The sequence below is a fragment of the uncultured Phyllobacterium sp. genome, from assembly GCF_902479695.1.
GTDB classification, from domain to species: domain Bacteria; phylum Pseudomonadota; class Alphaproteobacteria; order Rhizobiales; family Rhizobiaceae; genus Phyllobacterium; species Phyllobacterium calauticae.
Map to the genome: position 1 here is coordinate 74,677 of NZ_CABSQF010000004.1, position 13,402 is coordinate 88,078.

Annotated in this window: 7 protein-coding genes; 1 reads left to right on the forward strand and 6 read right to left on the reverse strand. The window is 61.0% G+C overall.

Translation table 11 applies throughout. The features are described from left to right. Positions 1–13 precede the first annotated feature (13 nt). Positions 14–1,342 carry a folylpolyglutamate synthase/dihydrofolate synthase family protein gene (locus RDL77_RS03930; protein WP_288191949.1) on the forward strand — a complete coding sequence of 443 codons (1,329 nt, stop codon included), beginning with the start codon at positions 14–16 and terminating at the stop codon, positions 1,340–1,342. A gap of 47 nt (positions 1,343–1,389) precedes the next feature. Here the strand turns inward: RDL77_RS03930 and trxA are convergent, their stop codons facing one another. From trxA to RDL77_RS03960, 6 genes are all read right to left on the reverse strand, one after another. Continuing rightward, positions 1,390–1,713: a thioredoxin gene (gene trxA / locus RDL77_RS03935; RefSeq protein WP_105734109.1), complete on the reverse strand. Its 324-nt coding sequence runs from the start codon at positions 1,711–1,713 to the stop codon at positions 1,390–1,392. A gap of 75 nt (positions 1,714–1,788) precedes the next feature. Next, positions 1,789–5,292 (reverse strand): double-strand break repair helicase AddA, encoded by a 3,504-nt coding sequence (gene addA, locus RDL77_RS03940; protein ID WP_288191871.1) that lies wholly within the window; start codon positions 5,290–5,292, stop codon positions 1,789–1,791. Beyond that, positions 5,289–8,432, reverse strand: coding sequence for a double-strand break repair protein AddB (gene addB, locus RDL77_RS03945; RefSeq protein WP_288191872.1), 3,144 nt, complete (start codon positions 8,430–8,432; stop codon positions 5,289–5,291). The genes addA and addB overlap by 4 nt, the downstream gene beginning before the upstream one ends. Then, positions 8,425–9,156, reverse strand: coding sequence for a nucleotidyltransferase family protein (locus RDL77_RS03950; protein ID WP_288191873.1), 732 nt, complete (start codon positions 9,154–9,156; stop codon positions 8,425–8,427). The genes addB and RDL77_RS03950 overlap by 8 nt, the downstream gene beginning before the upstream one ends. Then, complete coding sequence (gene tsaE / locus RDL77_RS03955) at positions 9,157–10,668, reverse strand: tRNA (adenosine(37)-N6)-threonylcarbamoyltransferase complex ATPase subunit type 1 TsaE (RefSeq protein ID WP_288191874.1); 1,512 nt, start codon at positions 10,666–10,668, stop codon at positions 9,157–9,159. A 7-nt stretch (positions 10,669–10,675) separates the two neighbouring features. Continuing rightward, a complete protein-coding gene (locus tag RDL77_RS03960) occupies positions 10,676–13,207 on the reverse strand; it encodes a PAS domain-containing sensor histidine kinase (protein ID WP_288191875.1) in 2,532 nt (843 codons plus the stop codon). Positions 13,208–13,402: the final 195 nt, after the last annotated feature.

The window sequence follows — 13,402 nt, forward strand, 5'->3', positions numbered from 1 at the left end:
GTTGGCTTTGTCTGTGTCGTCGAAGGCTGAGGCGATTATCGAGCGCTTGCTCGGGCTTCACCCGAAGGGTTTTGACCTGTCGCTGGGGCGTGTCACGCGTCTTCTCGATGCCTTGGGCAATCCGCACCTGAAAATGCCTCCCGTCATCCATGTGGCGGGCACCAATGGCAAGGGGTCGTGCGTTGCTTTCTCCAGGGCACTTTTGGAAGCTGCCGGTTATACGGTGCACGTGCACACCTCGCCGCATCTCGTTCACTGGTATGAACGCTACAGACTGGGTGCACCGGGTGGCGGCAAGCTGGTCGACGATGAAACCTTTGCCGACGCCCTCACCCGGGTCGAGGAAGCCAATGCCGGTCAGGCCATCACCGTTTTCGAGATACTGACCGCCGTCACCTTCGTCCTGTTTTCCGAACATCCGGCCGATGCCGTGATCCTTGAAGTCGGGCTTGGCGGCCGTTTCGACGCCACGAACGTCATTCCGGAGCCTGCGGTCAGCGTCATCATGCCGATCTCACTCGATCACCAGCCCTATCTCGGCGACCGGGTCGAGCTGATCGCGGCGGAGAAAGCCGGCATCATCAAGCCGGGCTGTCCGGTTGTCATCGGTGCGCAGGAAGAAGAAGCGGCACGCATGGTGCTGATCGAAACGGCCGAGCGGCGGGATTGCCCCTTTGCCGTCTACGGCCAGGATTTTCTTGCCTTCGAAGAACGCGGCCGGATGATCTACCAGGACAATACGGGCCTCCTCGACCTGCCCTTGCCGGCCTTGCTCGGCCGGCATCAATTGTCCAATGCCGCAGCCGCCATCCAGGCGGTGAAGACGGCGGGTTTCACGCTGCCGGATTATGCCATCGAAACGGCCATGACAACCGTCGAATGGCCCGCCCGCATGCAGCGCCTGATCAAGGGCAAGCTGGTCGAACTGGCAGTACCCGGTTCGGAAATATGGCTCGATGGCGGCCACAACCCCGGTGCAGGCCTGGTGATCGCCGAGGCGATCGCATCGCTGGAAGACCGCAGCCCGCGGCCGCTTTTCCTGATCACCGGAATGATCAACACGAAAGACCCCATCGGCTATTTCGAAGCCTTCACCGGCATGGCGCGGCATGTCTATACGGTGCCGATCCGCTCCAGCGATTCCGGTATTCCGCATGAACAGCTGGCGATTGCCGCCGGCGATGCCGGCCTTTCCGCAGAGCCGGTGCATTCCGTCGAGAATGCGCTGAAAATATTGCGGGACAGCTGGGACAAGTCCGAGCCCGCACCCCGCATACTCATCGGCGGCTCGCTGTATCTCGCCGGCGACGTTCTGGCCGAAAACGGCACCCCGCCGCAATAAAAAACCCGGCACGAATGCCGGGTTTGATGAATGTCTATGACTTCGGCTTATGCGGCTGAATTACGGATCCAGTCGCTGAGCTTGCTCTTGGGAGCAGCGCCAACCAGATTGGCAGCCAGTTCGCCATCCTTGAACATCAGCAATGTCGGAATGGAACGCACGCCGAACTGGGCTGCAAGTTCCGGATTCTCGTCGATGTTGACTTTGGCAATCGTGACCTTACCAGCCATTTCCGAAGCGATTTCTTCAAGGGCAGGGGCGATCATCTTGCAGGGGCCGCACCACTCGGCCCAGAAATCAACAACAACAGGCTGACCTGCCTGAAGTACATCGGACTGGAAATTGCTGGTGTCGATCTTGACGGTAGCCATCGGCTTTTCCTTATCGGTTATTGAATGTTGCCCATCATGTGGTGAGTCTACCCACCCGCGTCAAGCTCGGTCATCTCACGATGCGGTGAGACGGGCAAGGGCGGCCTGCATCTCATTCACCGGAATATCGATGAGATGCGGGCCTTCGGTGAACAGCAGGGCAGCCTCCACGCTCTTTCCAGGATAAAGCGGCTCCAGCAATTGCCGGTAGAGTGCCAGCTGCGCCACATAGGCGTCGGGCACCTCTTTCAGGCTGCGCGGCGCCGGGCGGTTGGTCTTGTAATCGACGATCAGCACGCGGCTTTCGCTCACCGCAAGCCGGTCAATGACACCGGATACGGCATGATCCTTGCCGCGCAGATGCAACGTGCCCATGACTGCGATTTCCGCGAGGGAACCGGGCGCGAAGACCGGCGCGAAACGCTGATCGTCCATGACGGCGAATGCCGATTGCAGGGCGCTTTCGATTTCGTCCGGCTTCCAGTCGAAGGCAGCGCGGGAGAGATACCGCTCGGCGGCAGCGCGACGCTGAGCGGCAGGCAGGTTGGGCAATGTCTGCAACAGTGCATGGATGACCGTACCGCGCCGGATCGCAAAGGCGGGATCGGTGCTCTCCGCGCCGAGAACCGGCGAGCCGGTGACCAGCGGCTCTTCCTCTTCGGGCTCGATCAGAAGAGACACGCCGGACGGCGCCAGCGGGCGCGGCAGCCCGGCCTCCCTTGCCATGGGCGCACGATATCGGGACGGGAAAGGCATAACCGATGCCGCCGGCACCAATTCCGGCTCCTGCACCGGACCACCGGTCCGCGCAGTCTCGCGGTAACGTTTCGCCACGATGCCCTCAACCGGATGATCGAACGGTTCGCTCACATCCGCGAGCGCCGAATCGACAAGACCGTGCCAGGTATCCGGCGACTGGCGGGCGCCGCGATAGCCGCAAACGATCAAACGGTCTTCCGCGCGGGTCATGCCGACATAGAGCAGACGGCGATACTCCTCTTCCGACCGTACTTTCAGGCTGTCGACGATGGAGCCGGTAAAGGCGGTTGCATAGGATTTGGACGGCACGAAAAGGAAGCCCTTGCCCTGCCATCCCTCTTCTTCCTTCATCGGAAACGACAGAAGATTGGGCGTGCGCCCGCCCGACGAAGCGGAACTGCCGGAATCAACCAGGAATACCACCGCAGCTTCAAGCCCCTTGGCCGCATGCACGGTCATGATGCGCACTTCATCCCGGCTCTGGTCGAGTTCGCGCTTGATCTCGGGCGTAGCGGCCTCGAGCGTTTCCAGAAAGGCCTGCAGTCCGGGAAGACCGGTCTTCTCCGTGGCGATGGCATAGTTCTGGAATTCGTCGATCACGTCGCCAGCCTCGTGCCCAAGCCGCGCCAGAAGCTCGCGCCGCGCACCGCCACTGCCAAGAATATCCGCGTAGAACTCGAACACCGGCACCGTATCGGCACGGTTGCGCCACTCCTGCAGTCGCTTGGCGACGGTCGCCAGCGCCGGATCGCTCTTGGCCTGGATCGTCAGGCGCTGATGCAGGGTTTCATTTTCCGCCCGCCCGTGCGCCAGATGGAAAAGCTGGTCATCGTCCCATTTGAAGATCGGGCTCTTGAGCAGTGCCGCCAGCGACAAATCATCGGAGGGCAAGAGCATGAAACGGCCAAGCGCCATCAAATCCTTGACGGCGATATGGTCCGTCAGTTTGAGCCGGTCAGCACCGGCCACCGGCACATGGCGCTTCTTCAACTCGCGCGACAGGGCGGGCATGAACTGATCGCGCTTGCGCACCAGGACCATGATATCGCGCGCCTGCAGACGCCGGTTCTTGCCTTCGATGATTTCGCCGTTTTTCAACCAGAGATCGATGGTCCTGGCGATCTGTTCGGCAAGGCGAACCGGCGGCGCAGGAAGGCTGTCGACTGGTGTGCGCCAATCCTCCTCCTGTTCCGTGGTTTCGGGCGTCAGCATATCCCAGATCTGCACTTCGCCGGGATCGCCGGACCGGATCGCCGTGTGGACAGTCGCCCCGTGATCGGCACCAAAGCCGCGATTGGCTTCAGGCCGCTTGAACACGGCATCCACTGCGGACAGCACGTCGGGTACGGAGCGGAAGGAGAAGTTCAGATTGACCCTGGAGAAACTCAGCTCAGCATTTTCGGCGTTTTTCTGGGTTGCCTTGCCATGGCAGGCGAAATCTTCCGGGATGGCGCCCTGAAACGAATAGATGGACTGCTTTTCGTCACCCACGGCGAACAGGGTACGCCGGACGGTGCGCGCGGTACTGCCGGAAAAAAACTCCTCGCTGAGCAGGCGGATGACCCGCCACTGGTTGGGGCTGGTATCCTGCGCCTCATCGACCAGAATGTGATCAATGCCCTTGTCGAGCTTGTACTGCACCCACGGCCCGGCGTCCTGCCGCGCCAGCAGTGCCACCGTGCGCACGATCAGATCATCGAAGTCGAGAAGGCCCCGCGCCCTTTTCATCTGCTGGTAACGGCCGATCAGATCGTCGATCAGCACCAGTGCCGACAGGGTCAGCCGGATCTGCCGCAGCTGCTTCAGGCGGTCCAGGCCGTTGAAAACCCTGTCCGCTGCCCGGTCATAGCGTTCGATGAAATCGGGAATGCGGTCGGTCACGCCCTTCGAGGCGACATAGCTGCCGCTCTTGGGATCGCCTGTCGCTTTGAGAAAGGCGGTACGCAGCACCTCTTCGCGCTGATCGATTTGATCATTCACCTTGGCAAACCGCAGCAGGAGCGCAAATTCCTGGGCCCGCGAGGCGCCCTTCGGCACCGCCATGATATCGTCCAGCACGCCCTGCGGGAATTCCGGAACCGGCCAGAGGGTGGACAGGATATCGTCTTCCGTCTCCTCGCCGGTAAAGCCAAACTGGGCAAAGAAGAGGGGGCGCCGCAGCGCATCATGACCCACGTCGCGAATGAACTGGGTCAGGTCATGGCGCTTGTTGACAGCTTCATCGAGCAGTTCCTGCAACCCGAATTCTCCGGCCGCGTCCAGGACATCGTTGAAGGCAGCCGCAAGCTCGACATTGCCGTCAAGCCGCGCTGTCTGGAGCAGCTGGCGGCGTGCTTCCCCCACCAGCGCCACCTGCATCATGTCATCCATCAGTTCAAAATGACCGGCGATGTTCGCTTCCAATGGAAACTGATGCAGAATGGCCTCGCAGAAGGCGTGGATCGTCTGGATCTTCAGCCCCCCCGGCGTTTCCAATGCCCGGGCAAACAGGCGGCGCGCCTGCGCCAGCCGCGCGGGTCCGGGGCGCTTGTCGTCGATTTTCTCAATCGTTTGCGCCAGTGCCTCCTCATCCATGGTTGCCCAATCGGAAAGCCGGGCAAAGACGCGGTTCTGCATGACGGCTGCTGCGGCCTTGGTATAGGTCAGACACAGTATTTTCGACGGATCGGTGCCGTCGAGCAGAAGGCGGATGACACGCTCGGTCAGAACATGTGTCTTGCCTGACCCTGCGTTGGCGGACACCCAGACGGAATCCACCGGATTGGCGGCACTGTTCTGGTCGGTAATGGTTTCCCTGGGGATGTTGAGCGGCTTTTTCATTCCCCGCCCTCCCCGCCATCGTCAGCGCCGCCCGCCGACCATTCCAGCACCCGCGCGAGATGATCATAATCCCCCGTCAGATCGCTTTCCTTGAACGGCAGGGCGCGCGACAGATACCCTTTTTGCGGATCATGATAGGCAACAAGCAGTTCATTCAAGCGGAGCCACGCAAGCACACCGAGCTCAGGCGCAGTCTTTTCGCTCTTGCTGGCCGCTGTTCCCACCTTGAGGATCGATTCAGGATCAACCCGGCCGTTTGGCCGCAAGCGCACATAGAGCAGATCCGAGGCCTGACGCGCGCCGACTTCGTGAAAGGCACCGCGGGCGAGAAGCGCCGCTTCCAGTGCCAGCTGCGGCGAGAGCAGCACATGGGCCTGCTTGCGCGAGGGGGTGGAACCCGTCTTGTAATCGATGATTTCAACCGTGCCGTCCCGCATCAGATCAACACGGTCGGCGCGGCCGGACAGCGTGACGCCCGATGCTTCGACCGGGATTTTCTTCGAAGCTATTTCCGGATGGCGCTCGGCCAGCAGCGGCGCCCGTTCGCGCTCCCATTGCAGGAACTCGGGCACGAGGTTCAGGAAACGTGGCCACCACACCGCGTCGATTTCCTCCGGCAAGGCGATGTCATCGAAATAGCGCCGGCCAATCTCCGAAAGCCGGGCAGCCGCATCGGCACGAACCGGATCGATACCCTGTTCGGTAAAATGCGCCAGAATGTCGTGAAACAGCGAGCCGCGCTCCGCCGCATCGGGATCGCGGATCAGCGGCTCGATGGGACGCAGGCGCAGGATGCGCCGGGCGAAGATCGCGTAGGGATCGCGCCGCAGGGTTTCGATTTCCGTGACGGAAAAATGCTTTGGCCGCGCCTCAAGCGGCGGCTTTGGCTCCGGCCGTTTGACAAAGTCCTCATCCGGCGCATCGTCGATATCCCGGGCCCAATGCAGATATTGTGCACCGCGTGCGCGCAATTCATCACCGGCCTTCTTGCCAAGCACCGTTTCCAGCCGCTGCAACCAGCGCGATGCAACGGTTGGCGCATTGGCCGAGCGCTGCGCCCGGCTGAGAATGACCCGCTCCATGCCGAGCGCCATCTGGAAATCATGCGCCGCAAGGCCGGTGCGCCGTTCCGGCGGTTCCAGGTTGATGACGGCTTTCATCGGCCGGGACATGAAGGGGTCGTTGCGGGTCTTGCCCGGCCAGGACCCCTCATTCAGGCCGCCGATGATGACGGTATCGACGGTCTGCAGGCGCGCTTCCAGCGCACCCCAGATGAACAGGCGCGGATGGGCACCGGCCTTGGGTTTCACAACCTCACCTGCCATCAGGGCTTCGATCATTGCCGGCCATTCAACCGGCATGAAATCGAGACCGGAATCGGCGGACACGAGATTGCGCAGAAAGGCGGCGAACTGTTCTCCGGCAGCGCCGGTATAAAGCCCCGATATATCGCCCCTGTCATCGCGGACCAGATTTTCGAGGCTGGCAATCGTTGCCCGGACGATATCCGATATTTCCACGGATTCGCCGACCTGCGTGAAGGCATTGAGCTCAAGCATGCATTGCCCGAGCGCCGCGCAGACGATCCGCGCGGCCTCAATCCGCTGTGCGGAAATCTGGCGCAGCCAGGCAGGCTCGAAGGGTGACGCACTGCCTTCGGCGAGACGCCGCTCAAAGAATTCAGCCAGTCCTGCCAGGGTCGCGCGTCCGGTGCCGCCGCGCAGGGCAATGAGTTCAATGGTTTCCGCCGCCTGCCGCACGGCGTTGCGGTCCATGCCGAGCCGCGTCAGCGGATGCTTGAGCAGGGCCAGCAGCACGACAGGGTCACCGGGATTGAACACCGTTTCCAGTGTGAGGCGCAACAGCGTTGCCGGTTGCGTCTCGCGCAGGGCATGACCGCCGGAATCATCGGCGGCAATGTTGAAACGCGCGAGCTCACTGGCCACACGCCGGGCGAGATCACGATCCGCCGTAATGAGCGCCGCCGTCTTATCGGGTGTCTCAATGGCATCGCGCAGGGCGATCGCCACTGCCAGTGCTTCCTCGCGTTCGTTGGCCGCCTCGATCAGGGCGACGGGCGCGACCGCCGCGGAAAACGCGTTGCTTTCCCGGTTGATCGCACTCCACGCCTCGCTTGTTTCGGCAGGGCGCATGGCTTCCGCCAGCAGATGCTCGCGCGCGCGCTTCTGCGGGCTGACCGCGCCAAGACGAACAACGTCCTGGCGCAAGACGCCAAGCTCGGCCAGAAGCTTCCTCAAGCCGAATTGCGGATGACCAAAGATGGACGGATTGTCCTGCGTGTTGGCCAGCACCTGCCAGCTCGACTCATCCATGTCGCGATCAAGCCCCGGCAGGACCACCGCACCTTGCGGCAGGGCGGCGATTGCACTGAGAAGATGTGCCGTGGCCGGGATCGAGCCGGTGGAACCCGCGGCGATAACAGGGCCATCGGGAGGGTTGCGCAGAAGCCGCTCTGCTTCCAGTTCAATCAGCTGATTGCGGTGGGCGGCGGGATTGGACCGGTGCCGCTCATTGAGAATATCCGGCCAGAGACTGGTGACGATGTTGAGGAAATCCAATGTCACCTGCCACCACTCCGGCAGTTCCTCCGAAACGATGTTCGACAGCGTACTCCAGCCGCTTGCCTCAGTCTCTACCTGATCCATGAGCCCGGCCAGATCACGCGCCAGCCAGATGGCATCCGCCGTGGTTGCTGGAATGGCAATGTCCTCATTGCCGAACAGGGCAAGGACATGCTCCGGCAGGCGCTCCCGCCACGGCCGCACCAGCCGTGCAAGCAGAAGCAGCCGTTCCGTCGAACTGACCGGCGGCAGTAGATCGAAAAACGCGTCCGACCCCATATCGAACATCGCTGCATCTTCATCCACATCACCGAGCGGCCGGATGACGGGAAGGATCGCGGATTTCACCGGACTCTTTTCAACAAGCAGCGAGCGCAGGGTCCGCGCCGCGCGGCGGGTCGGCACATAAATCGTCGCCCCGGCAAGCGCCAGCGGATCGGCAGGATTGGCAGGAAAACCGGGAATGAGATTGCCGGACAGAATCGCGTCGACCAGAGCGGGAAGAAAGGGGTCGCCGGGAGCTATCGAGAAAATGCGTGGGCTGTGGCGCTCAACCATGGGTCTCCTGCCCGAGACCGGCAATCACGGCTTCCGCCTCTCCGATCGCCTCGGGCGTGCCGACGGTCAGCCAATGGCCCTGCATCGGCATCCCGAAGAGACGCCCGGCACTGATGGCTTCATCAAAATAGCGATTGAGCGACGCACGCGCCACCGGCTTTCCTTCAAAGAGACGCGGATGCGTGATCGCAGCCCCGGCATAGATATAGGGCGATGCGTCACCTTCGCGGAAGCGCTGCAGCCTTCCCTCGGCATCCACGGTGAAATCGCCGCGGCCTTCATAGCCGGTCGCCTGATCCATGCGTGCCACCATCACAAGAACGTCCATCGTCGAAGCATCCCATGCTTCAGCGAGACGGACAAGATTGGGACGGGGCCCGTCGATCCAGAATGTATCGGCGTTGAGAATGTAAAAGGCGCCCTTACCGATCAGGGGCAGGGCCTTGACGATGCCGCCAGCCGAATCGAGCAGTTCAGTCCGCTCGTCCGATATGGCGATTGCCGGCGAGCGCCGCGATCCGAGATGCTGTTCCATCTGGTCGGCGAGATAGTGAACATTGACCACCGCGCGGGCAATCCCTGCCGCATTGAGAGCATCAAGCCCCCAATCGATCAATGATTTGCCGGCTACCTTTACCAGTGGTTTTGGCATCGTATCGGTAATGGGACGCAAGCGCTTTCCGAGGCCCGCAGCCAGAAGCATCGCCGTATCGGGTATCGTCATTCACTGCTGCTCCAGGGAAAGAAGGTCCATCTTTTCGCACCATTCACGGACCGGCGTCAGCGACGGATGGTCGAGAGCGCCGGCCAGATAAGCCTGGATGCGCGGAAGGTGCTTGAGATAATAGGGTTTGCCGTCGCGTTCATCCAGCCGCACGAAGATTCCCAGAATCTTGGCATTGCGCTGCGCCGCCATGATGGAAAATGCCTCCAGGAAGGCGCTTTCGTTGAAAGAACTGTCGCGGGACTGCCGTTCCTCGATATAAGCGGCCAGCAGGTGTTGTTGAAGTTCAGGCTCGACCGTTACGCGCGCATCGAGCACCAGAGATGCCACGTCATAGGCGGATGGGCCAATCATCGCATCCTGAAAATCGAGAAGCCCGACGCGGTCGATGCCGCTGGCCTCGCCGCGCCAGAGAATGTTGGGGGAATGGAAATCGCGCTGAACCAGGCTTTTCTCCGAAGAATGAAGCCGACTAAACACACGATCCCAAGCGGCAACGTAGGCCGCCTTCTGTTCCGGCGCCAGCCGGAAACCCGCCATCCGCGGAACATACCAATCCGACAGAAGTTCCACTTCGATCATCATGGCGTCGCGGTCGAAATCATGGATATGATGGGTGTAGCCCTTGGCGATCTCGACGTCGCGCGCCCAGGTGCACTCATGCATGCGCGCCAGCAGCCGCACGGACGCCTCGTACCGTTCGACGATGGGGGCGCCATCCGCATCGAGTATGCCTTCATTTCCAAGATTCTCGAGCAACAGGAAGCCGTTGTCGAGATCGTCGGACATGATCTGCGGAACATAGAAGCCATTGGACCGCAAGAGATGGTTGACCGCCACGAACGCCGTCACCGACTGGGAAAGATGGGCGATCTGCATATAGGTCTTGCCATCGCGCAGGATCGGTCCGCCGGGATTATAGGGCGAGTTCATGAGGATCAGCGGGCGTTCACAGCCGGTATCGATCGTCTCGTAGCCGCGTGCGGAGGCATCGCCAAGCAGATAGCGGCGGTCTGCATCGGCATATCCTGCCCGGCCGAGGAATGTGCGTATGGCGAGCGAGCGCTGCAGCCTTGCAAGGGCGGCGTCTTCCCCATCAATCTCGACCGTGCGGCCGTTGCCATCATGGAGCAGATTGATGCGGATTGCCGGTTTGGCCAGCACCTCATCGGCCCGCTCCGGCCACTCCACCAGAACTGCACCATCCTCCAGTGCTTCGTCCAGCCCAAGCTCGTCGATTTCTTCGCTGGAAGACAGCCGGTATAAATCCACGTGACTGATCGGCAAACGCAGTTCCGGATAGGATTGCACGATCGTGAAGGTGGGGCTTGGAACCTCATAGGCACTGTCGTTGGCTATGGTGCGGATCAGCCCGCGGGCCAGCGTCGATTTTCCGGCCCCCAGATCGCCGGACAGCGTGACAAGATCGCCCTTGACCAGCGCCAGCCCGATGTCCTGACCAAGCCGTTCCGTGTCTTCTGCCGTTGCAAGCTGGAGTGTCAGGGACGTCATGGGCGCCTTATTCAGCAGCGATGCTGAAGGTACGTGCTTCCAGCGGGAACCGGCAGGTCACCAGCGTGCCCCTGCCCGCGGCACTGCTGATATCGACCTTGCCGCCATGTAGCTCCACAAAGCCTTTGACGATGGAAAGGCCAAGACCGGCACCGCGCTTGCGGCCGCCGTTCGGATAGGGCTGGAACCGCTTGAAAATACTGTCGAGCACATAGTCCGGCATGCCGGGTCCGTTGTCCTGAACGCTGAAAACCATCTCATTCTGTTCCCGCCCGCAGGTCAGTGTGATCGTGCTGCCTTCGGGTGCATAATTGGCGGCATTGCTGAGCAGATTGGCAAGCACCTGCTTGACGCGGCTGGCATCGGCACGGAAAGAACCCGCGCCGGATGCAATGCGGGTGTCGAGCAGGATGTTATGCTCCTTGAGGCGTTCGGCTACTTTTTCAGAGGCAGTGGCGACGGCATCGGCAACCGAGACGTCACTGATATCCAGCTCCATAATACCGGCATCGACCGTGGCGAGATCGAGAATATCGTTGACGATGGTCAGCAGCACCGAAGACGACGTGCCGATATGGTCGAGATAATCGCGCTGACGCTCGTTGAGCGGGCCGGTCATCGGCGTCTGCAGCAGTTCTGTAAAGCCCATGATGTTGGTCAGCGGCGAACGCAGCTCATAGGAGACATGCTGGACGAAATCGTTCTTCAGTTCATCCGTGCGCTCCAGCGCCTCGTTCTTTTCCTTCAGCGCCCGTTCAACCCGCACGGAATCCGTCACGTCGACGAAGGTCAGCATGGTCTGGCCGCTCGGCAGCGGTGCTGAGGCAAAATAGAGGATTTTCCCGGTCGTCAGCTCGACATGACCTGACAGCGACTCCCGTTTGTCGTCAAAGCCTGTGACGGTCGTCACAAAGCTTTCCCACTGGGTTGCATCGGAAACCGGCTCGCACAGGCGGCGGATCGCCGAGATATGCATGCCTTCGGCGACCTGTTCGGCTTTCAGTGACCAGAGCGATGCAAAGGCGGGATTGGACAGGCGAATCTTGCCATCGGAACCGAACACAGCCACACCTTCTGCCAGATGGTCCAGCGTCTGCCCCTGTACCTTGATCAGCGTGTTGTAGCGGCTTTCAAGCTGCAGCTTTTCCGTCAGGTTCTCGAAAACCCAGGTGACGCCGCCCTTGGGCTGCGGATTGACGATGACGCGCAAGGTGCGACCGTCGGTCAGATGCCACAAATGCTCCTGCGATTCGACCGAATGATAGGCCGAAAGCATGGAATCCTTCCAGCGGCGCCAATCCGGCTGTTCCGGCAATGTGCCGTCGCTGCGGAAGCGGTCGAGCAGCATGGCATTGTCGGGTCGGCTTTCCAGCAGCGAGGTTTCCAGCCCCCACAGCTTGGCAAATGCCTGATTGAAGAATTGCAGCTTCCTGTTCGCATCGAACATGGCGACTGCCGAATTCAACTGGTCCAGCGTGTCCGAGTGATTGAGGACGGTGCGCTTGAATTCTTCGCGCACCAGTTCAATGTCGCTGACATCATTGGCCAGACCGGCGGAACCGGCGCTGCTCGCGACATCCGTGACCCGGAACACGTGACGATCGCCGCCGACCACAGTCGACAGTTCATCGTGGAAAGGCCGGCTTGCCGCCTTCTCGCGCTCGATACGCTCGCGTGCCTGCACCCCGAACAATTCGCGTGTCTCCGCCACGGCAACATGCACGTCACTGACATCAACCGCCTTGGCATAGGCCATGTTGACCCAATTGAGCTTGCCGCTCCTGTCGCGGCTCCAGGCCGGCATTTCCAGTTGTTCCAACAGTCCCCGCAATGTGGTCAGGGCTTCGTTGAGCTGATAGTTTTCCGTCTTGAGCAGCGCCTGGGTGGCGCGCGCCTCGCCGAGGCTGATGAAACGAACAATGGCATAGCCGCCAGACGTGCGGCCCTGGACCTCCAGTGGCGTTCCCTTCGACGTCTCGACGACGATATCGAAGGCACGCGCCTTGCCGCGCAGGGCCTCGACAGAGCGATCCAGCAACGTTGCGGAATCAATGCGCAACCAGCGGCCAAAAGCCAGAAACAGCGAGCGGTCTTCGGGAACACCGATTTCCTGCGGCAGGCTGCCGACGAGATTGGGCGCCGTGGAGTTGCCTTCCCACACAACCACCCGTTGATCCTTCAGATTGAGCAGCGCTTCGCCGCGCTGAACCGCGACATTGAGATCGGCGACCTTGTCGCGCAACTGGCGATTCTCGCTGGCAATGCGGCTGCGCTCGCGGATCAGCCAGCCCGCCGACAACAGGGCCGCGCCCATCGCGCCGAGGAACATGGCAAACTGGATGACTTCGAACGTGCCGAATGCGACCCCGAATGGGGTGTTGATCTTGCCAAGCGGATCATCGGCATGGGCGACAGAAGATATGGCGCCAAGGATAGAAACAGTCGAGCCGGCTCCCGCCAGCACAGTCCGCAGTTTCTTCAGCACCCGCTTTCCGCGTGTTGCCTCTTTCCCGCGAACATCCCCATCACCAATCTTCATATCAACCGTCGTCGCCCCATCCTGACAGATATCTCATGTTCCAACCCATCTGATTGATCCAACCATTTGGCCCATCTGGAAGAAAGCTATCCCGAATCACTACAATAAACCCTTGACGAATCGACGGGAAGAACTCCGCGCAAAAAAGAAAGCCGAAGAATTTGTCAATCCTTCGGCTTCCATATATTGTGTGTA